This is a genomic window from Paramagnetospirillum sp. (assembly GCF_058402745.1).
Map to the genome: position 1 here is coordinate 26,204 of NZ_JBZVFI010000007.1, position 23,734 is coordinate 49,937.

Annotated in this window: 24 protein-coding genes; 6 read left to right on the top strand and 18 right to left on the bottom strand. The window is 67.8% G+C overall.

Going from position 1 to position 23,734, the window contains the following annotated elements; translation table 11 throughout:
- The first annotated feature begins 4 nt into the window (after positions 1–4).
- On the top strand, positions 5–334 hold the full coding sequence (locus ACV4UZ_RS05010) for an STAS domain-containing protein (RefSeq protein WP_085371936.1): 330 nt from the start codon (positions 5–7) through the stop codon (positions 332–334).
- Positions 335–466: 132 nt separating this feature from the next.
- Complete coding sequence (locus ACV4UZ_RS05015; protein WP_491599821.1) at positions 467–697, top strand: hypothetical protein; 231 nt, start codon at positions 467–469, stop codon at positions 695–697.
- A 76-nt stretch (positions 698–773) separates the two neighbouring features.
- On the opposite strand, the gene ACV4UZ_RS05020 is transcribed toward ACV4UZ_RS05015, so the two are convergent.
- The 10 genes from ACV4UZ_RS05020 to ACV4UZ_RS05065 are packed head-to-tail and all read right to left on the bottom strand — an operon-like array spanning position 774 to position 8,135.
- The gene (locus tag ACV4UZ_RS05020; RefSeq protein ID WP_491599822.1) at positions 774–2,459 is read right to left on the bottom strand and encodes a Na(+)/H(+) antiporter subunit D; all 1,686 of its coding nucleotides are present in this window, start codon (positions 2,457–2,459) and stop codon (positions 774–776) included.
- Positions 2,449–2,712, bottom strand: a complete 264-nt coding sequence (locus tag ACV4UZ_RS05025) for a hypothetical protein (RefSeq protein WP_491599823.1) — start codon at positions 2,710–2,712, stop codon at positions 2,449–2,451. Before ACV4UZ_RS05025 ends, ACV4UZ_RS05020 begins: the two co-directional genes overlap by 11 nt.
- The gene (locus tag ACV4UZ_RS05030) at positions 2,709–4,187 is read right to left on the bottom strand and encodes a proton-conducting transporter transmembrane domain-containing protein (protein WP_491599824.1); all 1,479 of its coding nucleotides are present in this window, start codon (positions 4,185–4,187) and stop codon (positions 2,709–2,711) included. Before ACV4UZ_RS05030 ends, ACV4UZ_RS05025 begins: the two co-directional genes overlap by 4 nt.
- A complete protein-coding gene (locus tag ACV4UZ_RS05035) occupies positions 4,184–5,671 on the bottom strand; it encodes a monovalent cation/H+ antiporter subunit D family protein (protein ID WP_491599825.1) in 1,488 nt (495 codons plus the stop codon). The genes ACV4UZ_RS05030 and ACV4UZ_RS05035 overlap by 4 nt, the downstream gene beginning before the upstream one ends.
- The gene (locus ACV4UZ_RS05040) at positions 5,668–6,024 is read right to left on the bottom strand and encodes a cation:proton antiporter subunit C (protein WP_491599826.1); all 357 of its coding nucleotides are present in this window, start codon (positions 6,022–6,024) and stop codon (positions 5,668–5,670) included. Before ACV4UZ_RS05040 ends, ACV4UZ_RS05035 begins: the two co-directional genes overlap by 4 nt.
- A 3-nt stretch (positions 6,025–6,027) precedes the next feature.
- Positions 6,028–6,462, bottom strand: a complete 435-nt coding sequence (locus ACV4UZ_RS05045; RefSeq protein WP_491599827.1) for a Na(+)/H(+) antiporter subunit B — start codon at positions 6,460–6,462, stop codon at positions 6,028–6,030.
- Positions 6,459–7,031, bottom strand: coding sequence for a DUF4040 domain-containing protein (locus tag ACV4UZ_RS05050; protein WP_491599828.1), 573 nt, complete (start codon positions 7,029–7,031; stop codon positions 6,459–6,461). Before ACV4UZ_RS05050 ends, ACV4UZ_RS05045 begins: the two co-directional genes overlap by 4 nt.
- A complete protein-coding gene (mnhG, locus tag ACV4UZ_RS05055; protein ID WP_491599829.1) occupies positions 7,028–7,354 on the bottom strand; it encodes a monovalent cation/H(+) antiporter subunit G in 327 nt (108 codons plus the stop codon). Before mnhG ends, ACV4UZ_RS05050 begins: the two co-directional genes overlap by 4 nt.
- Positions 7,351–7,641 carry an MrpF/PhaF family protein gene (locus ACV4UZ_RS05060; protein WP_491599830.1) on the bottom strand — a complete coding sequence of 97 codons (291 nt, stop codon included), beginning with the start codon at positions 7,639–7,641 and terminating at the stop codon, positions 7,351–7,353. Before ACV4UZ_RS05060 ends, mnhG begins: the two co-directional genes overlap by 4 nt.
- Before the next feature lie 14 nt (positions 7,642–7,655).
- A complete protein-coding gene (locus tag ACV4UZ_RS05065) occupies positions 7,656–8,135 on the bottom strand; it encodes a Na+/H+ antiporter subunit E (RefSeq protein WP_491599831.1) in 480 nt (159 codons plus the stop codon).
- Between the two features lie 527 nt (positions 8,136–8,662).
- Here ACV4UZ_RS05065 and ACV4UZ_RS05070 point away from each other — a divergent pair.
- On the top strand, positions 8,663–9,655 hold the full coding sequence (locus ACV4UZ_RS05070; protein ID WP_491599832.1) for a c-type cytochrome: 993 nt from the start codon (positions 8,663–8,665) through the stop codon (positions 9,653–9,655).
- Between the two features lies 1 nt (position 9,656).
- Here the strand turns inward: ACV4UZ_RS05070 and modA are convergent, their stop codons facing one another.
- The 4 genes from modA to ACV4UZ_RS05090 are packed head-to-tail and all read right to left on the bottom strand — an operon-like array spanning position 9,657 to position 13,058.
- Positions 9,657–10,424 (bottom strand): molybdate ABC transporter substrate-binding protein, encoded by a 768-nt coding sequence (gene modA / locus ACV4UZ_RS05075; RefSeq protein WP_491599833.1) that lies wholly within the window; start codon positions 10,422–10,424, stop codon positions 9,657–9,659.
- Positions 10,425–10,464: 40 nt separating this feature from the next.
- A complete protein-coding gene (locus ACV4UZ_RS05080; RefSeq protein WP_491599834.1) occupies positions 10,465–10,812 on the bottom strand; it encodes a zinc ribbon domain-containing protein YjdM in 348 nt (115 codons plus the stop codon).
- A gap of 17 nt (positions 10,813–10,829) precedes the next feature.
- Positions 10,830–12,398: a helicase HerA domain-containing protein gene (locus ACV4UZ_RS05085; RefSeq protein ID WP_491599835.1), complete on the bottom strand. Its 1,569-nt coding sequence runs from the start codon at positions 12,396–12,398 to the stop codon at positions 10,830–10,832.
- Between the two features lie 48 nt (positions 12,399–12,446).
- The gene (locus tag ACV4UZ_RS05090; RefSeq protein WP_491599836.1) at positions 12,447–13,058 is read right to left on the bottom strand and encodes a hypothetical protein; all 612 of its coding nucleotides are present in this window, start codon (positions 13,056–13,058) and stop codon (positions 12,447–12,449) included.
- A 167-nt stretch (positions 13,059–13,225) separates the two neighbouring features.
- Here ACV4UZ_RS05090 and ACV4UZ_RS05095 point away from each other — a divergent pair, with 167 nt between their 5' ends.
- A complete protein-coding gene (locus tag ACV4UZ_RS05095; protein ID WP_491599837.1) occupies positions 13,226–14,428 on the top strand; it encodes an MFS transporter in 1,203 nt (400 codons plus the stop codon).
- A 151-nt stretch (positions 14,429–14,579) separates the two neighbouring features.
- Here ACV4UZ_RS05095 and ACV4UZ_RS05100 read toward each other — a convergent pair whose 3' ends face one another.
- Positions 14,580–15,827: a DUF1015 domain-containing protein gene (locus ACV4UZ_RS05100; protein ID WP_491599838.1), complete on the bottom strand. Its 1,248-nt coding sequence runs from the start codon at positions 15,825–15,827 to the stop codon at positions 14,580–14,582.
- Between the two features lie 251 nt (positions 15,828–16,078).
- Between ACV4UZ_RS05100 and serB the strand changes: the two genes are divergently transcribed.
- Entirely contained in the window at positions 16,079–16,975 is an 897-nt protein-coding gene (gene serB / locus ACV4UZ_RS05105; RefSeq protein WP_491599839.1) for a phosphoserine phosphatase SerB, read from the top strand.
- A gap of 25 nt (positions 16,976–17,000) precedes the next feature.
- On the opposite strand, the gene ACV4UZ_RS05110 is transcribed toward serB, so the two are convergent.
- The 3 genes from ACV4UZ_RS05110 to ACV4UZ_RS05120 all read right to left on the bottom strand — a co-directional run bounded on the left by ACV4UZ_RS05110 (position 17,001) and on the right by ACV4UZ_RS05120 (position 21,816).
- Positions 17,001–18,173: a DUF8462 domain-containing protein gene (locus ACV4UZ_RS05110; protein WP_491599840.1), complete on the bottom strand. Its 1,173-nt coding sequence runs from the start codon at positions 18,171–18,173 to the stop codon at positions 17,001–17,003.
- A gap of 134 nt (positions 18,174–18,307) precedes the next feature.
- Positions 18,308–20,014, bottom strand: a complete 1,707-nt coding sequence (locus ACV4UZ_RS05115) for an HlyD family type I secretion periplasmic adaptor subunit (protein WP_491599841.1) — start codon at positions 20,012–20,014, stop codon at positions 18,308–18,310.
- Positions 20,011–21,816, bottom strand: coding sequence for a peptidase domain-containing ABC transporter (locus tag ACV4UZ_RS05120; protein ID WP_491599842.1), 1,806 nt, complete (start codon positions 21,814–21,816; stop codon positions 20,011–20,013). The genes ACV4UZ_RS05115 and ACV4UZ_RS05120 overlap by 4 nt, the downstream gene beginning before the upstream one ends.
- Positions 21,817–22,020: 204 nt before the next feature.
- Here ACV4UZ_RS05120 and ACV4UZ_RS05125 point away from each other — a divergent pair, with 204 nt between their 5' ends.
- Positions 22,021–23,712: a methyl-accepting chemotaxis protein gene (locus ACV4UZ_RS05125; RefSeq protein ID WP_491599843.1), complete on the top strand. Its 1,692-nt coding sequence runs from the start codon at positions 22,021–22,023 to the stop codon at positions 23,710–23,712.
- Positions 23,713–23,734 lie beyond the last annotated feature (22 nt).

The window sequence follows — 23,734 nt, forward strand, 5'->3', positions numbered from 1 at the left end:
GCTGATGGAAATCCGTGAAGAGCAGGCTGGCGACGCCACCGTGCTGGTTCCCCTGGCCAGGGTGGACAGTTCGACGGCCAAGGCCTTCGAGGCCCGCGTCCTGGCTGTGGTCAACGCCGGCGCGCCGAAGATTCTGATCGATTTCGGGGAACTGGACTACATCTCCAGCGCCGGATTGCGGGTGGTTCTGGTGGGCGCCAAGATGACGCGCGGCACCCGCAAATTCGCCCTGTGCTCCATGAAGCCCCATATCCGCGAGGTGTTCGACGTCTCCGGCTTCGCCAAGATCCTGTCCATCTACGCCGACCGGGCCGCCGCGCTGGCCGCCCTGTGAGCAGGCGATATCGGATCTGCATCGGGGTGGCTGGAATGTCTTCCTGGTCTGCGCTACCATGGGCAGGTACGCCCCTAACCGGTTCGCATGGATAAGAACCGGCCAGGACGGTTGGCCGAGGAGGGCAAGACAATGAGCGATCCCTATAAGACCATGGTCGAGATGCAGCGGGCCATGCTCGAAGGCTGGATGAATTCAGCCAACCAGATGATGCAGTACTGGCAGCATCTGATCGAGCTGCAGGAGAAGCTGATGCGTCAGGCGACCTTCGGCCGCGACCACGTGGAGATCGACGACGGCCCGTCCTTCACCGGCAAGTACGGCAAGCGCCGCTTCGACATCGACCCTGAACGGGACGTGTGAACGCATTCGAAGAAAAAAGCCCCGTGGCCTCGGCCCGGGGCTTTTTCCATGCCGTCCATTCCTCGGCCGGGGCCGGTCATCGGTAGAGCAGGACGAGGATGATCGCCAGGCCGGCCAGGGCCACGGCCGTCATGAATCCCGAGGACGCGATTCCGGCCAGGTTGCCCCGGGGGCCGTGGAGGGTCCGGAGCCGTTCCATTCCGGCCTGGACGAACGTTCCCACGGCGGCGGCGGCATCCTTGCCGAAAGCGGATATCCCGCCGCCCAGCCACGCCGCCAGGGCGGGGCCCAGACGGCGGTAAACCCAGTCGGTGTCCAGGGTGATGGTCAGGGTGCGCTTCATCTGCGGCAGCAGCAGGAAGAAGGCGAGGCCGGAGAACCCCAGCAATTGCAGCATCTCCACCACGTGGGCCGGGGTATAGGGCTGGTAGGACACCGGGTGCGGCAGCAGGGCGTAGAGCCACTGGGGCGCGACGCCGATCATCACGCACAGCAGCGACAGCAGCACCATGGCCAGACGCATGTTCCACGGTGGATCGGCGGGGCGCAGGCCGGAATCCTTCTGGAAAAACACGAACCAGGGGAACTTGATGCCGGCATGCAGGAACACCCCGGCCGAGGCGGCGGTCAGCAGGAACCAGACCGGGGCCAGCCCGCCATCGGCCGCCGCCTGGCCGATCATCGACTTGGAGACGAAGCCCGACGTCCAGGGAAAGGACGAGATGGCCAGGGCGCCGACGATGCCGCAGACAGTGGTCACCGGCATGGTGCGGAACAGCCCGCCCAGATCGGTGCACAGCCGGCGTCCGGTCATCAGCAGCACCGAACCGGCCGCCATCAGGAGCAGCGCCTTGTAGAGGATGTGGGCGAAGGCGTGGGCGGCGGCGCCGTTCAGGGCCATGTCGGTGCCGATGCCCACTCCGGTGACCATGAACCCCACCTGATTGACGATGCTGTAGGCCAGGATGCGCCGCATGTCGTTTTCCAGAAGGGCGTAGATGATGCCGTAGAACACCATGAACAGGCCGACGAAGATCAGGATCTCGGCGCCGGGAAAGCCCCGGATCAGGGCGTAGACGGCGGTCTTGGTGGTGAAGGCCGACAGGAACACCGTGCCGCTCCACGACGCCTCGGGATAGGCGTCGGGCAGCCAGGCCGAGAAGGGCGGCGCCCCGGCGTTGATCAGGAAACCGGCGAGGATCAGCCAGGTCCCCAGGGTTTCCGGCCGCATGGCCTGGAAGGCGGCGTCGCCGGTGGCGGCCACATGGGCGATGATGCCGATCATCAGCAGCACGCCACCCAGCAGATGGATCTGGGCATAGCGCATGGCCGCCCGCCCCGCCAACGGCGTGCCCGCCGACCACAGCACCAGGGTCGAGCCGATGGCCATGGCTTCCCAGAACACGAACACCGTGATCAGGTCGCCGGCCAGGACCACGCCCACCGCGCTGCCGGCATAGACGAAGGCGGCGACGCCTTCCAGAACCCGGCTCTGGTTGAGGGCGAAAAGGGCGCCCGCCGCCGCCATCAGCAGGAAGATGGTGGCGAACAGCCGGCCCAGGGCGTCGATGCGCACCGGAACCAGACGCTGGTCGAGGAAGGTCAGGGCGGGACCGCTTCCCTCGGGCAGGGTCCAGACCAGGGCGAGGACGGCAAGCGGCAGGACCAGCGCCGCCGCCTTGCGGAGCGGGCTTCCGAGGAACGGCAGCAACAATGCCCCGGCGATCATGACCAGACCCGGCGGTATCGCCTCAACGGTCATAATAGCTGTCCTTTCGCTTGAGGAGGATTCCCAGCGCCTTGGCCGCCACCACCATGGCGGCGCAGGCGGCGAAGCCGTACCAGGCGTTGAAGGCGAACAGGCCGTCGAGGGTGAAATAGGCGTGGCCGTGGACCAGTCCCCCCGCCGCCACCAGCCCGGCCAGCAGGGCGATGCCGCCGATCCACAAGCCCCGGATGGTGGCGGGGCGGACCAGCCAGTGGTCGCCGGATGGGCGTTCGACGTGGTCGCTCATGGCATCCTCCCCACCAGATCGCCGCCCAGGCCGATGGCCCAGCCGGGGGCCAGGAAAAACGCCACCGTCGCCGCCGCCGTGGCCACCACCGCCACCACCGCCGGCCAGGGGGCCTCGCCGTGGCCGTGGTGGTCGTGGCTTCCATCATGCCTTTCCTCGCCGAAGAAGGCGGAATGGATGATGGGCAGGAAATAGGCGGCGTTGAGCAGGGTGCTGACCACCACCACGCCCACCGCCGCCAGATGCCCGGCCTGGATGGCGCCGTTCAGCACGTACCACTTGCTGACGAAGCCGGCGGTGGGCGGCAGGCCGATCATGGACAGCGCCCCGACGGCGAAGGCTCCCATGGTCCACGGCATGCGCCGGCCGATGCCGCCCATCTGGCTGATCTCGGTCTTGTGGCTGGCCACCATCACCGCCCCGGCGGCGAAGAACAGGGTGATCTTGCCGAGGGCGTGGGCGGCGATGTGGACGGCCGCGCCGACGATGGACAGCGGGGCCAGGATGGCGGCCCCCAGCACGATGTAGGACAGTTGCGAAACCGTGGAATAGGCCAGCCGGGCCTTGAGGTTGTCCTTGGTCAGGGCCACCAGCGAGGCGGCGACGATGGTGAACCCGGCCACCCCCGCCAGCCAGGGCACTCCGCCGCCGGCCCCGTTCAGCAGGTCGAGGCCGAAGACGGAGACCGTCACCTTGAGCAGCGAGAACACCCCGGCCTTGACCACCGCCACGGCGTGGAGCAGGGCGCTGACCGGGGTGGGGGCGACCATGGCCGCCGGCAGCCAGCGGTGGAACGGCATCAGCGCCGCCTTGCCGATGCCGAAGACGTAAAGGGCGAACAGCGGCGCCACCGCCCAGTCGGCGACCTTGCCCGCCAGGATGCCGCCCGGGGCGAAGTCCAGGGTTCCGGCGATGCTCCGGGTCCAGACGATGGCCAGCAGCAGGAAGCAGACCGAGGTGCCCACCAGGATGCCGAGATAGACCCGTCCGGCCCGCTTGGCGGCGTGGGTGCCCGAATGGGTGACCAGCGGGAAGGTGCCGATGGTCAGCGCCTCGTAGAACACGAACAGGGTCAGCAGGTTGCCGGAAAAGGCGATGCCCAGTGCGCTGGCGATGGCCAGGGCGAAGAAGACGTAGAAGCGGGTCTGGTTGCCTTCGTGGTGGCCGCGCATGTAGCCGATGGCGTAGAGCGTGGTCACCGGCCACAGGCCCGAGGCGACCAGCGCGAACAGCATGCCCAGCGGCTCGACCCGGAAGGCCAGGGGCAGGCCCGGCAGCATCTCCCACAGGACGATTCCGGGCCGCTCGCCCGCCGCCACGTGCCCGTACAGCAGGGCGACGCAGGCGAAGGTGGCCAGGCCGGCCAGCAGGCTGAACGCCTCGCGCAGGTTGGGCCGGTGGCGCGCCGCCAGGATCGGGACGACGCAGGCTGCCGGAATGGCCAGGGCGAGAAGGATCAGGGACTGGGCGGTCATGGCGTTGCCCCCGCCAGCAGGAGTGCCGCCGCCGAGCGCGCCACCGCCAGGGTGCCCGACGCGTCGATGCCGAACCACAGGGACGCCCCGGCCAGAAGCCAGATGGGCAGCAGCAGGGCGGCCGGGGCCTCCACCACCGAGGCGGCGGCCGGAGACGGCGAGGCGAACCACACGGTCTCCACCACCCGCCAGACGTAGACCACCGCCAGCAGCGAACTGGCCAGCACCAGCACCGCCAGCGGCCACATGCCCTTCTCGAGGATGGCTTCCACCAAGGCCCACTTGCTGACGAAGCCGGTGGTGAGCGGCAGGCCGATCAGGCCGAGGCCGCCCACCAGGAAGGCGGCCATGGTCAGCGGCATGCGGCGGCCCAGTCCGGCCAGATCCTCCAGCCGGGTCGATCCCGACTGGATGGCGGCGGCTCCCAGGGCCAGGAACAGGGCGGACTTCATCACCGCGTGGTTGAACAGGTGGACGATGCCGGCCGCCAGTCCCGCCTGGGTCAGCAGGCTGATTCCGAGGACGATATAGCCGATCTGCGCCACCGACGAATAGGCCAGGGCGCGGCGGACGTCGCTTTGCCAGATGGCCGCCGCCGAGCCGAAGAGCATGCCGAGCACGGCCACCACCATCAACACCTCGGCAATTCCCGAGGAACCGACCAGGGCCGTTCCGCCGAACATGCCGACCACCACCCGCAGGAAGGCGTAGACCGCCACCTTGGTGGCGGTCCCCGCCAGGAAGGCGGCGGCGGCCGATGGCGCCCGGGCATAGGCCTCGGGCAGCCAGAAGTGCAGTGGAAAGACCGCCATCTTGAGGCCGAGTCCGATGATCAGGAAGGCCAGGGCGGCGCGCACCGTGGTGGTGTGGGCCACCCCCGGCAGGCGGGCGGCGAAGTCGGCCATGTTGAGCGTGCCGGTCATCATGTAGGCCAGCCCGATGCCGATGACGTAGAAGGTGGCGCCGATGGTGCCGAGGATCAGGTAGCGCAGGGCGGCGGTCAGGGCGCGGCGGTCGCGCCCCAGGGCGATCATGGCGTAGCTGGCCAGCGACGAGATCTCGAGGAAGACGAACAGGTTGAAGGCGTCGCCGGTGATGGCCATGCCCAGCAGGCCGCTCAGGCACAGGACGGACAGGGCGTGGAACAGGTAGCGGCGCTCGGCGCCGATCTCGTGGGCGATTCCGGTCCGGGCGTACTGGGACACCACGGCGGCGACGGCCGAGACGATCACCAGCATGAAGGCCGAGACGGCATCCACCCGGTATTCGATGCCCCAGGGCGCCGCCCAGCCGCCCATGGCGTAGCTGAACGGCCCCTCGGCCAGAACCCGCGACAGCAGCAGGGCGGACATCACCAGGCAGGCCAGGCAGGCGGCGGCCGCCACCGCCCAGGCCGCCCCTTCCCGCCGCAGCATGACGCAGACCGGTGCCGCCATCAGCGGAACCACCACCACCAGGGCGGGCAGATGTTCCCGCACGCTCATGCCTCGCCCCGCTCGATGTCCTGGATCTCGTCCTCCTCGATGGTGCCGTAGGCCTCGCGGATGCGGACGATCAGGGCGAGGCCGAGGGCGGTGGTGGCGACCCCGACGACGATGGCCGTCAGGATCAGCACGTGGGGCAGGGGATTGGAGAACACCAGCGGGCCGTCGCCGTAGATCGGCGCGGTGCCGCCGGTGACCTTGCCCATGGTGATGTAGAGGACGAAGACCGAGACCTGGAAGACGTTGAGGCCGACGATCTTCTTGACCAGGTTGCCCCGCGCGATGACCGTGTAAAGCCCCGCCATCATCAGGACCACCACCATCCAGTAATTGAAGAGACCGGGAAGCTCCATGGCTCAGTCTCCCGGCGGAGTCTGGGGGGCGCGGCCGGCGAAGACGAAGAAGATGGTCGTCATGGCGGCGAAGACGCACAGCCCGACCCCCAGCTCCACCAGGATGATGCCCAGGTGCTGACCGGCAACCGGGGTCCCGGCGAGGGGGGAATAGTCCAGGTAGTTCCCGCCGGCCAGGGTGCCGGCCACCCCCACTGCGGCATAGATCAGCACGCCGAGCGAGACCGCGACGCGGCGCGCCGACGCCGGCAGGGCGGCGCGGGCGTGGTCCAGGCCGAAGACCAGGGCGTAGAGGATGAAGCCCGAGGCGAAGATCACCCCGGCCTGGAATCCCCCGCCCGGTCCGAAATCGCCGTGGAACTGGACGTAGAGGGCGAACAGCAGGATGAAGGGGGCGAGCAGCTTGGTCCCCACCCGCAGGATCGGCTTTTCCCTCATGGGCTCTTCTCCCTGCCGGCGGTGCTGCCGCCCTTCCGTCCGGAACGTCCGCTCCGGCCCAGAAGAGCCATCACCGCGATGGCGGCGGTGAAGATGACGGTGGTTTCGCCCAGGGTGTCGTATCCCCGATAGCTGGCCAGCACCGAGGTGACGATGTTGGTGGGGCCCACCTCGTCCAGGGAATCCTGCATGTAGCGCGGCGCCACGTGGTGGTGGATGGGCGCTCCGGGATCGCCGAAACGCGGCATGTCGACGGTGGCGTAAAGCAGGAGCAACCCCGCCGCCGCCGTGACCGCCAGCCCGGCCGTCCGGCCCGCCCCCCGGGGGGGCTTTTCGTCGTGGGGCAGCATGGTCAGGGCGCCGAGCATCAGCACCGTGGAAATCCCGGCGCCCACCGCCGCCTCGGTGAAGGCCACGTCCACGGCGTCCAGGGTCACGTAAAGGGTGGCCGCCATCAGGCTGTAGCCGCCCGACAGCATGGCCACGGCGAACAGGTTGCGCAGCCACAGCACCGCCAGGGCGGAAACCGCCATCATGACCAGGAGGGCGATGTCGATCAGCTCGATCATGGCTCGTCCTTCCGGGCCGGCGGCGTCCATGGAACGAGGCCGCCGTGGAGGGCGGCGCTGGCCAGGGCGTAGGAGGTGGTGGGGCTGGTGATGACCAGGAAGATCAGGATCAGGACCAGCTTGACCGCCACCAGCCAGCCGGGGGCCTGGCACAGCATGCCGAGGATCAGCAGGCCGGCTCCCATGGTGTCGGTCATGCCGGCGCCGTGCAGGCGGGTGTAGACGTCCGGCAGGCGGAGCAGGCCCAGGGTGCCGATCAGGATGACCAGCGAACCGGCCAGGATCAGGCCCCAGCTTGCCAGGTCGAGCAGGGTGGCGATCATAGGTCTCCCTCGCTGTCGGGGCCGGCCGGGTGGCCGAGATGGCGGTAGCGGACGTATTTGGTGACCGCCACCGTGCCGATGAAGTTGATCAGGGCATAGACCAGGGCGATATCCAGGAATTCCGGCCGCCCGGTGAGAAACCCCAGCACGGCGATCATCAGCAGGGTCTTGGTGCCGATGGCGTTGACCGCCAGGATGCGGTCGTAGACCGTCGGCCCCAGCAGGGCGCGGACCAGCGCCATGGCCATGGCGGCCAGCAGGGCGAGGGCGGCGGCGGCGAACATCATGCTTCCCCCATCCATCATGCTTCCCCCATCAGGCGCGAGACCCGCCGGTCCATCTCGCCGCTCTCCACCCCCTCGCGCGACGCGCGGGTCAGGGCGTGGATGGTGAGGGTGCCGTCGGCCGTGACGCCCATGGTCACCGTGCCCGGCGTCAGGGTGATGGAATTGGCGTGGATGGTCCGGCCCAGGTCGTCCTTCTGGCCGGCCTTGAAGGTGAAGACGCCGGGGGTGATGGCGGCCGGACCGGCCAGGATCGCCCTGGCCACGTCGATGTTGGCCCTGACGATCTCCACCGCCAGCCAGCCCCAGTACGGCATGCCGCGCCAGGCCAGATGCAGGGGGTGGCCTTCCCGGTCGATGGCCTCCAGCCGGCGGGCCAGCCAGACGGTCAGCGCCACCGAGGCGGCGCCCAGGGCGAGCAGCCAGCCCTCGGTGTGGCCGGACATGATGAACCAGAACCCGAACAGGACGAGGAAGAGGCTGACGGTCCGCTTCATGGCGCCTCCGGTTCCCATGGGACGACGAATGGCGACCGCTTCAGCGGAGCATTGGATAGCGAGGGCGAGATGTGGGCAGGCGGGAAGGAATACGCAACCATCGGCACGAATTGTCCCGTGCGGCGGCCCGACCTGCACGAAACCTGCCTGCGGAAAATGCAGGCACCCGAGATCAGGCTACACATCCCTGGCGGCGGACGCAACCCGTTGATGACGTCCGGCGGGGCCACGGCCTGATGCTATTAGAGCATCGAGCGTCAAATCAGAGACTGATTGTCACCCTGAGCCTCGGCGAAGGGTCTTTCAGGCACCTGCGGCAACCGCCTCCGGCTGAAAGATGCTTCGCTGCGCTCAGCATGACAGTGCGTTTCATATTTGACGCTCGTCGCTCTAGGTCGATTCGCGCGCCGCCCAACCTGCATTTCGCCTCACGGATGGGTGGAATGCCCAGGAAGGGGAAGACGGGATGAAGCGCCCCGGCTATCCTGGCGGACCGGTCGGTGGGGAAAGCTGGAGTCGCTCGGAGTTTGACGTCGTCGTCCTGGTATGAACTGTCCTGGCCGCCGCTCTGGCCGTTCGCGTGGCGCCCCAGCCTGGCCGCCTGGGCCGAGCCGCGCCTGCAGGACGAGATTCTGGCCGGCGCGGCCCTGGCCGTCGCCGCCCTGGTCCTTTGCCTGGCGGCGTGGCGGTGGCGCTGGCTGGTCCTGGGGGCGATTCCCCTGGCCTATCTCGCCTCCACGCGTCTCGACCTGCTGCTGGTGCCGGCGACGCCCTCCAGCTTTCACACCTCGCCCACCGGCTTCACGGCCCAGTCCGTGGTTCGCGGCCAGGGTGTCTACCTCCGGCACTGCCAGGGCTGCCACGGCGCCGAGGGGCGCGGCGACGGTCCCGAGGCGTCCCGCCAGCCGGTGCCGCCCGCCGACCTGACCGCCGACCATCTGTGGGACCACCCCATCGGCGACCTGTACTGGTGGATCAGCCGCGGCATGACCGGAGTGGACGGGCGCACGGCCATGCCCGGCTTCGCCGACAAGCTGTCCGAGGGCGAGCGTTGGGCGGTGATCGACTTTCTCCACGCCAACGCCGCCGGGGCCGAACTGGCGCGCACCGGGCGCTGGCCCCATGATTTCATGGTTCCCGACATGACGGCCAACTGCGCCGACGGCAGCCGGACGCAGCTTTCCGCGCTCAGGGGCAAGGCGGTCCACATCATCGTCGAGGGGGTGGATGGGCTGGCCGAAGGGGGAAGCCTGCCCACCATCCTGGTCGGCGGCCCGCCCCGGGATTCAGGCTGCGCCGTCGAGGAGGGCGAGGCGCGCCGGGCCCTGGCCGTCACCCTGAACCTCGCCCCCGACGACATCGCCGGCAGCCAGTTCCTGGTCAGCCCCGAAGGCTGGCTGCTGGGCCACTGGTACCAGGGCGGCGCTCCCGCCCCGGACACCCTGCCCTTCGTCGCCGAGACCCTGCGCAGCGTCTGCCTGTCGGACCCGCAGGGCAACCGCTTCCGGGGCCATCATTGAATCAATTGATCTTGAAGCCGTACTTGGCGAAGACGCCCTTGGCCTCGGCCCCCTTGACGTAATCCAGCAGCGCCCGGGCGCCGGGGGTTTCCTTGCCGGCGACCAGGGCGAAGGGATAGGTGATGGGGTCGTGCATGGAATCGGGGAACACGCCGACCACCTTGACCTTCTTCGACACCGCCGCGTCGGTGGCGTAGACCACCCCCAGCGGCACCTCGCCGCGCTCGACGAAGGCCAGGGCGGCGCGCACCGAATCGGTGGCGGCGATCCTGGGAGCCACCGTCGCCCACTGCCCGGCCCGTTCCATGGCCTGCTTGAAATAGAGGCCGACCGGCACGGATTCGGGATTGCCGGTGGCGATGCGGCCCGCCCCGGCCAGGGCGGCGATGTCGGTCTTGGGGGAGAGCTCGATCCGGCCCAGCTTGGAATCGGCGGGCGCCACCAGCACCAGGGTGTTGCCCAGCAGGTTGAAGCGGGTCTCGGGGTTGATCAGTTTCCGCTCGGCCAGATAATCCATCCACTTCAGGTCGGCGGAGGCGAAGACCTGACCGGGGGCGCCCTGCTCCACCTGCCGGGCCAGGGCCGACGAGGCGGCATAGGAGGGAAGCATCCTGTGCCCGGTCCTGGCGGTGAAGGACTCTCCGATCTCGTTCAGCGCATTGGTCAGCGATGCGGCGGCGAACACCACCACGTCCTCGGCATGGGCCTGGGACGCGGCCAGAGAGAGGGCGAGGCCGGCGACGGCCCCCAACAGGCGTTTCACGGGCATGGAAATCTCCTGCTCATTCAGATACCGCGCATTTCAGCCGTCAGGCCTTCTTGACGAATTCCGACTTCAGGTTCATGGCGCCGATGCCGTCGATCTTGCACGAGATGTTGTGCCCGTCGGCGCCGTCCACCAGGCGGATGCCCTTGACCTTGGTGCCGCCCTTGACCACCAGGGACGAGCCCTTGACCTTCAGGTCCTTGATCACCGTGACGCTGTCGCCATCGGCGAGCACGTTGCCGTTGGCATCCTTGACCACGAGGTCGTCGCCGGAATCGCCTTCCGCCGTCTCCGGGTTCCATTCATGGGCGCATTCCGGGCAGATCCACAGGCTGCCATCCTGATAGACGTGTTCCGAGCCGCATTTGGGGCAGGTCAATCCGTTGCTCATCATTTTCCTTTCGGGGTTCAGCCGCTCCAGGCCATGGCGTCGCTGGCGTGGCCGGGCGCGGTCCGCCATTGCAGGGCCGGCAGGACGATCACCCGCTGGCCGTCCAGTTCCTCGTAGATCTCCACCACGCCCATCTGCTGCATGCGGGCCAGCGCCGCCAGGGCGCGGCGCGGCGAATGGCTGCCGAAGGCCTGGGTGATCATGGCATCGCTGGGGCAGGGCAGGGATTGGGCGGCGGCCGCGGCCAGATGCAGGTAGATGCCCTGGAACTGCTCCTCCAGCCCATTGGCGATGGCGGCGGCCTTGTCCCAGCCGGGCAGCGCGGCCACGGCGGCGGTGACACCCGCCTGGGCCAGCACCAGCCGGCGGCGGAAATGGGTGATGTCCAGCGCCCGGCCCGGCAGCCTCTGGGCGCGGCAGCGGGCCAGGAAGTCGTCGTAGAGGCTCGACACCGAGCGCCCCAGGGCGCTGCTTTCGCCGAACAGCTGCTCGAGCACGGCATCGATCCCCATGGCGCGATCGGCGGGTTCGGGCAGCGGCGTCACCTCGGCGGCGGGCGCGGGCTCGGGCGCGGGGGCGGGCATGGGCGGCGGCGGAGGCGGCGGCGCGGCGACGGGCGGCTGGGTATGCTCGATGGCGTCGAGCAGAGCCTCGGTCCCCGGCCCCTGTTCCGGCACATAGGGCGGCGGCGGCGGGGTATTGGCCTTGAACAGCAGCCCCCGCGCCTCTTCCTGGGTCAGTTCGGGCAGCGGCACCAGTCCGGCTCCGCCGGCATGGCTGCGGGTCCGGACGTCGCCGATGCGGATGGTGATGGAGCGCCGCGACAGCGCCGGACCCAGCCCGACGAAGCGGCCGCGCTCCAGGTCGCGGAACACCTCGGCCTGACGGCGGTCGATGCCCAGCAGGTCGGCGGCCCGCTGCATGTCGATGTCGAGGAAGGTGCGGCCCATGAGGAAGTTGCTGGCCTCGGCGGCGACGTTCTTGGCCAGCTTGGCCAGGCGCTGGGTGGCGATGATCCCGGCCAGCCCGCGCTTGCGTCCCCGGCACATCAGGTTGGTCATGGCCTCCAGCGAGGTCTTGCGGGCGTCGTCGGCCACCTCTCCCGCCACGGCGGGAGCGAACAGCTGGGCCTCGTCCACCACCACCAGGGCCGGAGTCCAGTACTGGCGGTCGGTGTCGAACAGGCCGTTGAGGAAGGTGCCGGCGTGGCGCATCTGGCGCTCGGTGTCGAGATTCTCCAGGTTGACCACCACCGACACCCGGGTCTGGCGGGTGCGGCTGGCGATCAGGCGCATGCCGTTCTCGCTCTGGGCGGCGGCGTCGATGACGATGTGGCCGAACGCCTGGGCCAGACTGGCGAAATCGCCCTCGGGGTCGATCACCACCTGCTGGACGGCGTGGGCGCTCTGCTCGATCAGGCGGCGCAGCAGGTGCGACTTGCCGCTGCCGGAATTGCCCTGCACCAGCAGGCGGGTGGCAAGCAACTCCTCGAGCGACATGAGGGCGGGGGCGCCGGAAGAAGTCGTGCCGAGTTCGATGTCCACGTCTGGGGAGCCTGTGAAGGTTAAAGGGGGACCATAGACCATAACCGCCCGGCTTTTTCCATGGCGGAGATCACGATGGCGCGGAAGGCGTCAGGCCTTGCGGCCGAGATCGGGCAGAAAGCCGCTCATGGTGTTGTTGGCGGGAGGCGGCGGCGGCGGCGGCGCGGCGGCGGCGACCAATGCGGCCTCGGCGGCGGCGTCCGGAGGGGGCGTTTCGCCCGCGGCGGCCTTGGCGGCGGCCAGGCTGGCCATGGCGGCGTCCAGGGAGGGGTTGCTCCCCTCGGTGATCTGCTTGAACTCGCGGCGGAGGGCGCCCAGCCTGGCATCCATCGCCTTGATCACCTCGCGGTCCTCGTTCAGAGCCTTGGTCCAGTCCAGCCGGTCCTTGCGCAGCATCTCCTCCATGGCTTCGAGGCGCTTGTTGAAGGGCTCGGTCAGTTCGGCGAATTTCTGGGCGTTGGAGGTCTCCATGGCGATCTTGATCTTCTCGATTTCCTCGATCAGGTCGCGCTTGATCCAGCGGCTCTTCTTGTCCAGGTCCTCGGCCATCTTGGTCAGGCGCTCGTCCACCTCCGAATTGATCTGGATCTTCAGTTCATAGGCGTTCTTGACCAGCTGGGCCATGTACATGAGCAGGCCGCCGCCGACGACCAGGATCACTCCCGCCGCAAGGCTGATGATGAGGACGGTCGACATGCTCATGAAACGAAACCGCCGGGGCCGGAGAAAATGGCGAATGCATCAATGTCGTTCAAAGCCGGGGGCGATGCAAGCGCCCCGCCGGTCCGGACGGTTACGTTCATGTTGCTTTGCACTCGGCGGCGGTGCCAAAGTGGTCCGACCACCGCCGTTCCGCCGAGTCCAGTTTCATGTCGTCCGCCGTTCCCCTGCGTTCCGCCCAGGCGTCGCTGGCCTTTTCCTGCGCCGGCCACGCCTATGCCCATATCTTCGAGCCCATCTTCTTCATCGTCGCCCTGGTGCTGCCGGCCGAACTGGGCATGAGCTACGAGGAGGTGCTGGCCCTGATCATCGCCGGCAAGCTGCTCTACGGCCTGCTGGCCCCCCTGGCCGGCTGGCTGGGCGACCGCTGGAGCACGGTGGGCATGATGGCGGTCTATTTCATCGGCCTGGGGCTGTCCGCCATCGGGGTCGGGCTGGCCCAGGGGCCGGTGATGCTGGCGGTGGCGCTGGGCTTCCTGGGAGTGTTCGGCTCCATCTACCATCCGGTGGGCATTTCCTGGCTGATCAGGAACGCCGTGGACAAGGGCAAGGCCATCGGCCTCAACGGCGTGTTCGGCGGCATCGGTCCCGCCCTGGCCGGATTGGTGGCCGGCGGGCTGATCGCGCTGTCGGGCTGGCGCGCCGCCTTCATCGTCCCCGGGATCGTGGTGCTGGGGACGGGATTGCTGTTCCTGGTCATGGTGGCCCGGGGCGTGGTGATCGAGACCAAGGGCGACCGCAAGCCCGAACCGGTGGCCGACCGGGGCGACACGGTGCGGGCCTTCATCGTGCTGTCGGTCACCATGCTGTGCGCCGGCCTGGTCTATCAGGCCACCCAGCCCTCGCTGCCCAAGCTGTTCGAGGAACGCCTGGGCGAGTTCGGCCTTTGGTCCGCCGCCGGCGGCGTGACGGTGGTCTACCTGCTGGCGGGGTTCACCCAGATACTGGCCGGCCATCTGGCCGACCGCTACAGCCCCCGGCGCCTCTACATGCTGGTCGCCGCCGTGCAGGTGCCGCTGCTGCTGGGCATCGCCCATGCCAGCGGGCTGGGATTGCTGGTGATCGCCGTGTTCGCCGTCAGCTTCAACATGGCGGGCATTCCCGCCGAGAACCTGCTGCTGTCGCGCTACACGCCGGCCAAGTGGCGGGGCACCGCGTTCGGCATGAAGTTCATCCTGTCCTTCGGGGTCTCGGGCCTGGGCGTGCCGCTGGTGTCGCTGATCCGTGGGCATGGGGGCGGCTTCGAGACGGTGTTCACCGTGCTGGCCGTCGCCGCCGCCCTGGTCGCCCTGGCCGCCTGGCAATTGCCCACCGAGCGGGAACGGGGCGCCGTTCCGGCCGCGGCGGAGTAATCAGAACCGATTTGTCATCCCGACGCCCGGAGGGTGGAGGGATCTCATCCTGGCACGACATCTCGTAAGCCGGCACCACTGGTCCAGGCGGAGATCCCTCGCATGCGCTCGGGATGACATGAACAAACAGATCAAGGGCCAACTGGAATAGCTACCGCCAGTCCAGCGGATAGCTGACCAGCCCGTCGGCCAGCTTGGGTTCGAACCAGGTGGATTTGGGCGGCATCACCTGGTTGGAATCGGCCACCGCCACCAGATCCTCCATCTGCGTCGGGAACAGGGCGAAGGCGGCGGCCATCTCGCCGGAATCCACCCGACGCTCCAGCTCGCCCAGGCCGCGCTTGCCGCCGACGAAGTCGATGCGCTTGTCCTTTCGGAGGTCCTTGATCCCCAGCACCGGCCCCAGCAGGCGGTCGGACAGCAGGCTGACGTCGAGCCGCGCCACCGGGTCGGCGGGCGGCGGATTCCTGAGGCCCAGCCGGTACCACCGGCCCTCGAGGTAAAGGCCGAACTGGCGGGCCTGGGTGGGACGGGCCTGTTCCGGGGCCGCTTCCACGGTGAACTCGGCCTCCAGCGCCTTCAGGAAAGCGTCGGGCGACAGGCCGCCCAGGTCGGTGACCACCCGGTTGTAGTCGAAGATCTTCATCTCATGGATGGGGAAGGTCACCACCAGGAAGCTTTCATAGGCCTCCTCGCCCGAGGCGCAGCACTTGCGTTCGCGCCGCACCATGGCGACGCGGGACGCGGCGGCCGAGCGATGGTGGCCGTCGGCGATATAGACCGCCTTCATGGAATCGAAGGACTTGGTCACCGCCTTCAGCTGGGCCTCGTCGTCCATCACCCACAAGGTATGCTCGATGCCGTCGGCGGCGGTGACCGCATAGGCCGGCGCGCCCGCCGTCACCGCGGCGATGGCGGCATTGATCTCGGGCGTGTCGCGATGGGCCAGCAGGACCGGGCCGGTCTGGGCGTCGCAGGCATCGATCTGGCGGACGCGGTCGTCCTCCTTGTCCGGCCGGGTGAATTCGTGCTTGCGGATGCGGTTGGCATCATAGGCCGCCACCGAGCCGCCGCCGACGATGCCGGTCTGCACGTGCTCGCCCATCCTGATGCGGTAGACGTAGAAGCAGGGCCTGGCGTCGCGGACCAGCACGCCGGCCGCCACCATGGACCGCAGATTCTCGGCCGCCTTGGCGTAGACGGCGGGGGAGTAGATGTCGGTGCCGGGGGGAAGGTCGATTTCCGGCTTGGAGACGTGCAGGAAGGAGTGCGGCTTGCCCGCCGCCATCTCGCGGGCCTCGTCCGAGGACAGGACGTCATAGGGCGGCGCCGCCACCTGGGGCGCGGTCTCGGGCGTGGGGCGCAGGCCGGGGAAGGGGCGGAGCAGCGGCACGGACACTTGGGGCCTCCTGAATCGATGGGGTCATCCCGAGCGTATGCGAGGGATCTCCGCCTGGGGCAATGGTGCCGGGTCGGCTCGGTCCGTCCAGAACGGGATCCCTCGGTCGCGTTGCTCTCTCGGGATGACAAGAAAGCGGCCCTACAGGTTTATCCCCAGGGAAGGATGCCGCCAAGGGCTTCGTGCTTGCCAATCCGTGCTGCGGTGCAGTAAACGGGACCGTTTTTCTTCTCTCCCCTCAAGGACCCGCCATGATCAACGTTCTGACCCTGATCGCCGGACATGGCGGAGAGGGGCTCGATTCCTCGCTGGTGTTTGAGGTGCGCGGCGCGCTCCGGGCGTTGGGGGCCGAGGTGGGCCATGCCCGCTGGCTGAGCCCGGAACACGCCTGCGACCTGGACTTCTCGGAACTGGCCCCGCGCGAGGCCGATCAGGTGGCCGCCCGCATCCTGGAGGGCTGGAACATCGACGTGGTCGCCCAGAAGGCGGAGGGACGCAGGAAGAAGCTGCTGGTCGCCGACATGGATTCCACCATGGTCACCGGCGAGACCCTGGACGAACTGGCCGATTTCGCCGGGTTGAAGGACCATATCGCGCGGATCACGGCGCGGGCCATGAACGGCGAGATCGGCTTCGAGGCCGCGCTGCGCGAACGGGTCGGCCTGCTGAAGGACCTGCCGGAAGAATGCCTGCAGAAGACCTGGGACCTGATCGAGTTCACGCCGGGCGCCCACAAGCTGGTGCGCACCATGACGAAACACGGGGCCTATGCCGTGCTGGTGTCGGGCGGCTTCAAGTTCTTCACCACCAAGGTCCGCGAAGCCTGCGGCTTCGACCGCGACATCGCCAACGAGCTGATCGTCGAGAATGGCCGACTGACCGGTCAGGTGGGCGACACCATCATCGGCCGCGAGGCCAAGCTGGCGACCTTGAACGCCGTCTCGGCCGAGCTGGGCATCACCCCGGAGCTGGCCGTGGCCGTGGGCGACGGCGCCAACGACCTGGACATGCTGCGCGCCGCCGGCCTGGGCGTCGCCTTCCACGCCAAGCCGGTGGTCGCCGCCGAGGCCCGCGTCCGCGTCGACCACGGCGACCTGGTCACCCTGCTCTACGCCCAGGGCTATAGCGACGACGAGATGGTGGGGTAGGGGAAAGTGATCGGCGGATCAGCCGTCAGTCCTTGATCCAATGACGCTTGAGGTACTCGTCAAACATCGGGACTGTGAATGTGATGTCGCCGTGGGCTGGGCTGTAGATCATCCCTTTTGCGATGATCTGTGCGCGTCGAGGGCCGAGTGTCGTGAGTTTTTCTCCCAAAACGTCGGCCACGTCCGATGATCGGTATGGACCCGCTCCTAGTCGGGCCATGGCGATTACATATTCTTTTTCCTTGGGAGTCAGGCGGTCAATTCGAACCTTGAAAAAGCCCTCATCGAGTCTCCTCAGTGCTTCTTTCTGTGCGGCTTCGATGCAGTTGGCGGAAATTGGAGATTGTGGGGATACATTCCACACTTGATACCCCCATTCTTGCAGGAAATAGGGATAGCCTCTCGTCAGTGTGACTATCTGATCAAGTAGCTCCTCGTCTATAGCCTCGCCTTCATCTTCGATTGGTTGTCGGATTGCATTCGTGGCATCGGCCTTGGAAAGAGCATCGACCCTGGGAAATATGAACAGCCTTTCCGCGTATGACTTCGCATCTCCAGACAGGGCTGCAATTGCGGGAAGACCTGCTCCGAATAAGAGAATCGGCAATGCTTTCTGGTTGACGCGATGGATGGCGACAATCAGTGCGCCTAGTTCCTCAGACGAGAGGTATTGCACCTCATCGATCAGCAGGCACCATCCCCGGCCTGCTACTCTTGCAGCCTCACCAACTTTCAGAAAGAGCTCGGTGAGATCGTACTCAATGTTTCCGCTGTCGGCCACTCCCGGCTCCGGATCGACAGCCATTTCGAAATCACCGACAGTGATTCTGAATGCACTTGCGAAGCTGCGAAGCGCTCGCATAGCGCTATGTGCAGCTCCCCTTGCCGCCTCGATGGCAGACATCTTGCGAAGAACTTGGTGGATTCTCGGATAAACCAGATCGACAAGCTTCTGATTTTCCGGGGCTTCTATAAAAGAAGTCAGATATCCGAGCCCTTCGGCAATCTGCTCGATCCTGTTGAGAAGGACAGTCTTGCCGACACCGCGCAATCCCAGAAGCATTTGCGATTGTGCTGGGCGCCCAATCAGAACGCGTCGCAACGCCGTTTCGGCCGTTGCGATAATCTCTTCTCGGCCGGCCAGTTCGGGCGGCTGAGAGCCCGCACCGGGCGCAAACGGATTTCGAACCGGGTCCATAAATTTATCTCTTTAGGTCAATGTATAGCATAGTATGGCTATAATCGTATATAATTCCCTATTAATCAATGCCCTCGCAGGTGGCTTGCGGTCAGCCTCACGGCTTCTCGGACGGTATCGGGGAGGCCCCCGCGCTACCGTTCCCGGAACGCCTCGTGGCGCAGCTTGATCACCGGCTTGATCAGGAATTCCATGATGGAGCGGGTGCCGGTGTGAATCTCCACCGTGGCCTGCATGCCGGCGCTGATCAGGCGCTTGGCCTTTTCGTCGCCGATGAAGGCTCGGTCGGTCTGCACCACCACGCGGTAATAGGGTTGGGCGTTGGGGGTCTGGGGCACGGTGGTGTCGGGGGCGACCAGGATCACGTCGCCGTCCAGCCCGCCATAGGTGGTGTAGTCGTAGGCGCTGATCTTCACCGTGGCGCGCTGGCCCACCTGGACGTAGCCGCGGTCCATGGGATTGAGCTTGGCGTCCACCTGCAGGCGTTCGTGCAGAGGCACGATTTCCATGATGGGGTCGCCGGGCCGCACCACGCCGCCGATGGTGTTGGAGCGCATGTTCTTGACGATGCCGTCGATGGGGCTGGCGATCAGGGTGCGGCGCTGCTGGTCGGTGGCCTGGATGAACAGCTCGCGGGTGCGCGCGATGTTCAGCTCGGCTTCGCTCATCTCGCTCTGGGCGGTGCGCTGGAAGCGGGCCTTTTCCTCGTCGACGCGGCCCCTGGCCTCCTCCTGGGCGGCCTGGGCGCGGGGGATGGAGGCGCGGATGGAGTCCAGCTGACCCTTCAGGTCCTCCACCTGGGCCTCCATCTGGACGTGCTCCATCTTGGAGGCCAGACCCGACTTGATCAGGTCCTTGGACATGGCGAAGCGTTCCTGGGCCAGGCGCAGGCTGGTGGTGATGGAGCGCTGCTTGGTCTCGTATTCCTGCACCTCCAGGCTTTTCTGGCGGGCCTGGTCGTTGAGCACGGTGAGCGTGGCCTTCAGCGCCTGCCGGCGGGCCTCGAACGAGCGGCGCTCGGATTCCACCAGGGCCGGCTGGCGCCTGGCCTCCTCCTCGGGAAAGACCACCGGCTTGTCGTGCAACTCGGCCTCGAGGCGGGCGCGCTGCAGGACGTAGCCGTCCAGGCGGGCCTGCAGCTCCTCCTTGTTGAGCGAGCTGACCGGCAGGTCCAGCAGGATCAGCGGCGTGCCCTCCTTCACTTCGGCTCCGTCGGTGACCATGATCTCGCGGATGACGCCGCCTTCCAGGTGCTGGATGACCTTGACCTTGCCCTCGGGCACCACCTCGCCCTCGGCGATGGCCACCTCGTCCAGGCGGGCGACGAAGGCCCAGACGATGAAGACGGCCGAGAGCGTCATCACCACCCGGGCCAGCGGCCGCCAGGTGGGCAGCGGATAGGAATTGGCCAGACTGTAAAGGCGCGAGCCGAATTCGGGGGCGTGATACTCCTGCAGCGGCGCCGGGCCGATGGGATTGAGGGGCGGCAGGAACCAGTCGCGGGTGCCGATCAGGACGCGGCGCGGCCAGGCCAGCAGGCCCTTGGGGGCGTTTTCGGGGGTCTCGGGGGCGGCCAGCAGCCAGCGGGTGACCTTCCAGACGGTGCGCAGGCCCCCCATCAGCGACCCGCTGGCCGTGGGGGGAGGCGGCGGCGGTCCGCCGGGTGGTCCGCCGCCGCCCATCATGGCGGCCATGGCCTGCATCAGCTGCTCTTGCGACATCTGGGGCTGGGGCGACATCTGCGCCTGGGGCGGCGCCGGCGTGCCGGGAACGGCCTGATCGGCCGGGACCTGGGCCGGGGTGATCCGGGCCAGCGGTTCCTGCGGTGGCGGCTGGGTCATGGCTTGGCCCCCACCCCGATATGGATGCCGCCGCCCAGGGGCTGGGCCGGCTGGGCCACCACGTGCGGCGGCTGGTGCGGCGGCTGGGCCGGCTGCGGGGGCTGCTGAGGCCGCGCTCCGAACAGGCGCTGCAGCGTCTCGGCGGCCGGGCCGGCGGCGGCGACGGTGCCCTTGTCCAGCACCACCACGTCGCGGCAGATGGGCAGCAGCACCGGCGAATGGGTGACGATGATCACCGTGCGGGTCTTGCCCAGTTCGGCCAGGGTGGCGCGCAGATCCTCCTCGGCCTGGCGGTCCAGGCTGGCCGAGGGCTCGTCCAGCAGCAGGACCGGCGGGTCGCCCAGCAGGGCGCGGGCGATGGCGATGCGCTGGCGCTGGCCCGCCGACAGCCGCGACCCGGCCTCGCCGATGGAGGTGCCGTAGCCGTCGGGCAGATCGACGATGTACTGATGCACGCCCGCCACCTTGGCGGCGGCCAGGATCTGCTCGTCACTGGCGCCGGGGCTGCCGTAGACGATGTTGTCGCGGATCGAGGCGTTGAACAGCACGCATTCCTGCGGCACGTAGCCCATCCATCCCGCCAGCTCGGCGCGGGTGAACTGGGCGATGTCGGCGCCGTCCAGCAGCACGCGGCCCTTGGCCGGGTGATAGAGGCCCAGGATGATCTTCAGCAGCGTGGTCTTGCCCGAGCCGTTGCGGCCCAGCACGGCGGTGATGCCGCCCGGGCGGATTTCCAGGCGGTCGATGGAGGATGCCGCCTGGGATTTCTGGTCATAGGCGAAGGAGATGTCCTCCAGCGTGATCAGCCCGGCGGGGCGTTCGCGGGTGATGGCGCTGTGGCGGCGCTCTTCCTCCTCGGCGAAGATGTCGCCCAGCCGGTCGACGGATTCGCGGAACGAGGAGAAGCTCTTCCAGGCCCCCACCAGCTGGTTGATGGGACCGTAAAGCCTGGACGACAGCATGTTGCAGGCCACCAGGGCGCCCATGGTCAGCTGCTGGTCCATGATGTAGACCGCGCCCACCGTGGTCAGCAGCACGCTGCCCAGCATGGTCAGCATCTGGCCGAGATTGACGTATTCGTCGTTGGTGGCGCCCCGCTGGATGGATTGCTCGATGGCGCCCGCCTGCTTTTCCTCCCAGATGGGGCGGATGGCGCGGTCCAGCGCCACCGCCTTGACCGTGGCGCGCCCGGCGATGATCTCGGCCACCAGATTGTCCCTGGCCTGCTGGACGTTCTTTTCCTTGCCGCTGCTCTCCTTCATGGCGCCGCCGGACTTCCAGGCCAGCACCAGGAAGGCCACGAACAGCAGGATGAACACCATGGCCAGCGGGCGGCCGATGACGAAGATCACGGCCAGGAAGATCAGCACGAAGGGCAGGTCGGTCAGCAGCACGGCGGTGGAGCCCGACACCGTGTTGCGGACGGAATCCACGTCGCGGAACAGGGTCTGCCAGAACGAGGCCGGGCGGCTTTCCAGGGTGCGGAGCGGCAGGTGCATGATCTTGTCGAACAGCCTGGTGCCGATCTCCACGTCGATGCGCAGCGCCGCCGTCTGCATGATCCGTCCGCGGGAAGTGCGGATGATCCAGTCGAAGGCCAGCAGCACGGCCACCCCGATCACCAGCCCCTTGAGCGTGGCGATTCCGTTGTGGCCGATCACCCGGTCGTAGACCTGCATCACGAAGATGGGCACCGCCAGCGCCATCAGGTTGATGAACAGCGAGGCGGCCAACAGCTCGCGCATCACCGGGCGCAGCGGCTCGATGACGGATTTCAGCCAGGATGTCTTCTCTGTGCTCATCGCCGCCGATTGTCGCCTGCCTCGGCCGGGATGCAAAGGGGTAAGTATGGCGCGGAGCGCGTAGGTGGAAACTCATATATGGTGGATTTAAGAATCCACTTTTTGGTAATGTCTTTTGACGTACGTCAACGATTGTTGCCCTTGACGCATCCGTTTGGGCTGGGATGCGGCGGGGCCGTGCATGTGTGAGCGGGGGACAAGGGAATGCGGATCGGAAAGCGGTTGTGGCTGGGCTTCGGTGTTCTGTGCGCGCTGATCGCGGTGGTGACGGGCACCATCATCTTCGAGGCGCTGGGAGTGAACAGGGCGACCGACCGCATGATCGGTCTGCGCATGCCGGTGGCCCAGACCAGCTCTGCCATCGAGGGGCACATGTACGCCTCGCTGGCCGCGCTGCGCGGCTACCTGCTGACCGGCAAGGACTCCTTCAAGTCCGAACGGGCCGAGGCGTGGTCCGACCTCGACGTCAAGATGGCCGAGATGGATCGGCTGGTGGCGCGCTTCACCAATCCGCGCAACCAGGATGCCTGGAAGGAAGCCCGTGCCCTGCTGCTCGAGCTGAAGACGGCTCAGGCCAAGGCCGAGGCGCTGGGCGCCGGCAAGGAGGCCGTCGAGGTGCTGGTCACCGAGGCGGTGCCGCGCGTCAACCGGCTGGTCACCGTGTTCGAGGGCGAGAAGGGCGCCGACGGCAAGCGCACCGGCGGCATGATCGACAATCAGAAGCACATGCTCGACCAGGACGCCAAGGAAGTCTCCGATCTGGTCCAGATGATGATCACCGTGGCGGTGGTGGCGCTTATCGCCGGTCTGGTCGCCGCCATGATCACCGCCCAGCGCACCGCCGCCTCCATCGTGCCGCCGCTGGTGGCCATGACCGGGGCCATGGACAATCTGTCCAAGGGCGACACCGGGGTGGTCATTCCCGCCTCGGGGCGCGCCGACGAGGTGGGCGAGATGGCCGCCGCCATGGAAGTGTTCCGAGCCAACCTGATACGCCAGCGCGAACTGGAGGAAAGGCAGAAGCAGGCCGACGAGGCCGCCCGCCAGCGGGCCCTGCGCATCGAGCGGCTGACCGCCGAATTCGACGCCGCCGCCTCGGCCATGGTGCAGCAGGTGGCCGCCGCCGCCGGCCAGCTGCAGGCCACCGCCGGCGCCATGAGCGCCACCGCCGCCCAGACCAGCCACCAGGCCACCTCGGTGGCCGCCGCCTCGGAGGAGGCCTCGGTCAACGTCCAGACCGTCGCCGCCGCCGCCGAGGAACTGTCGGGCTCCATCAACGAGATCGGCCGTCAGGTGGCCCATTCCTCCTCCATCTCCCAGGATGCGGTGGGCGAGGCCTCCAAGGCCGGCGAGGTGGTCGGGCAACTGGCCGAGACCGCCCAGAAGATCGGCGAGGTGATCAACCTGATCACCGACATCGCCAGCCAGACCAACCTGCTGGCGCTCAACGCCACCATCGAGGCCGCCCGCGCCGGCGAGGCGGGGAAAGGGTTCGCCGTGGTGGCGGGCGAGGTGAAGAACCTCGCCAACCAGACGGCGCGCGCCACCGACGACATCGGCCGCCAGATCGCCGCCATCCAGGACCAGACCCATCGGGTGGTGGAGACCATCGGCGCCATCGTCAAGGTCATCGAGGAGATCGGGCACATTTCCGGCGACGTGGCCGCCGCCGTCGAGGAACAGAGCGCCGCCACCCAGGAGATCGCCCGCAACGTCGAGCAGGCGGCGGCGGGCACCGCCGAGGTGTCGGGCAACGTGGTTCAGGTGCAGGACGCCGCCGACCAGACCGGCGCCTCGTCGCGCGAGGTGCTGGAGGCGTCGCGCACCCTGGCCGAGCAGTCGTCCAGCCTGCGCGCGACCATCGAGACCTTCCTCAAGGAGGTGCGGGCGGCCTGATGGCGGCCTTAAGTCAGCCTCG

Excerpts from the sequence above, each read along its gene's own strand:
- ACV4UZ_RS05095 (WP_491599837.1), top strand. The coding sequence starts at position 13,226 with ATGTCGTCCGCCGTTCCCCTGCGTTCCGCCCAGGCGTCGCTGGCCTTT.
- ACV4UZ_RS05035 (WP_491599825.1), bottom strand. The coding sequence starts at position 5,671 with ATGAGCGTGCGGGAACATCTGCCCGCCCTGGTGGTGGTGGTTCCGCTG.
- ACV4UZ_RS05030 (WP_491599824.1), bottom strand. The coding sequence starts at position 4,187 with ATGACCGCCCAGTCCCTGATCCTTCTCGCCCTGGCCATTCCGGCAGCC.
- ACV4UZ_RS05110 (WP_491599840.1), bottom strand. The coding sequence starts at position 18,173 with ATGGACCCGGTTCGAAATCCGTTTGCGCCCGGTGCGGGCTCTCAGCCG.
- ACV4UZ_RS05040 (WP_491599826.1), bottom strand. The coding sequence starts at position 6,024 with ATGGAGCTTCCCGGTCTCTTCAATTACTGGATGGTGGTGGTCCTGATG.
- ACV4UZ_RS05125 (WP_491599843.1), top strand. The coding sequence starts at position 22,021 with ATGCGGATCGGAAAGCGGTTGTGGCTGGGCTTCGGTGTTCTGTGCGCG.
- ACV4UZ_RS05090 (WP_491599836.1), bottom strand. The coding sequence starts at position 13,058 with ATGAGCATGTCGACCGTCCTCATCATCAGCCTTGCGGCGGGAGTGATC.
- ACV4UZ_RS05115 (WP_491599841.1), bottom strand. The coding sequence starts at position 20,014 with ATGACCCAGCCGCCACCGCAGGAACCGCTGGCCCGGATCACCCCGGCC.
- ACV4UZ_RS05010 (WP_085371936.1), top strand. The coding sequence starts at position 5 with ATGGAAATCCGTGAAGAGCAGGCTGGCGACGCCACCGTGCTGGTTCCC.
- ACV4UZ_RS05060 (WP_491599830.1), bottom strand. The coding sequence starts at position 7,641 with ATGATGTTCGCCGCCGCCGCCCTCGCCCTGCTGGCCGCCATGGCCATG.
- ACV4UZ_RS05020 (WP_491599822.1), bottom strand. The coding sequence starts at position 2,459 with ATGACCGTTGAGGCGATACCGCCGGGTCTGGTCATGATCGCCGGGGCA.
- ACV4UZ_RS05025 (WP_491599823.1), bottom strand. The coding sequence starts at position 2,712 with ATGAGCGACCACGTCGAACGCCCATCCGGCGACCACTGGCTGGTCCGC.
- ACV4UZ_RS05085 (WP_491599835.1), bottom strand. The coding sequence starts at position 12,398 with ATGGTCTATGGTCCCCCTTTAACCTTCACAGGCTCCCCAGACGTGGAC.
- mnhG (WP_491599829.1), bottom strand. The coding sequence starts at position 7,354 with ATGATCGCCACCCTGCTCGACCTGGCAAGCTGGGGCCTGATCCTGGCC.
- ACV4UZ_RS05050 (WP_491599828.1), bottom strand. The coding sequence starts at position 7,031 with ATGATCGAGCTGATCGACATCGCCCTCCTGGTCATGATGGCGGTTTCC.
- ACV4UZ_RS05015 (WP_491599821.1), top strand. The coding sequence starts at position 467 with ATGAGCGATCCCTATAAGACCATGGTCGAGATGCAGCGGGCCATGCTC.
- ACV4UZ_RS05045 (WP_491599827.1), bottom strand. The coding sequence starts at position 6,462 with ATGAGGGAAAAGCCGATCCTGCGGGTGGGGACCAAGCTGCTCGCCCCC.
- ACV4UZ_RS05080 (WP_491599834.1), bottom strand. The coding sequence starts at position 10,812 with ATGAGCAACGGATTGACCTGCCCCAAATGCGGCTCGGAACACGTCTAT.
- ACV4UZ_RS05065 (WP_491599831.1), bottom strand. The coding sequence starts at position 8,135 with ATGAAGCGGACCGTCAGCCTCTTCCTCGTCCTGTTCGGGTTCTGGTTC.
- ACV4UZ_RS05120 (WP_491599842.1), bottom strand. The coding sequence starts at position 21,816 with ATGAGCACAGAGAAGACATCCTGGCTGAAATCCGTCATCGAGCCGCTG.
- serB (WP_491599839.1), top strand. The coding sequence starts at position 16,079 with ATGATCAACGTTCTGACCCTGATCGCCGGACATGGCGGAGAGGGGCTC.
- modA (WP_491599833.1), bottom strand. The coding sequence starts at position 10,424 with ATGCCCGTGAAACGCCTGTTGGGGGCCGTCGCCGGCCTCGCCCTCTCT.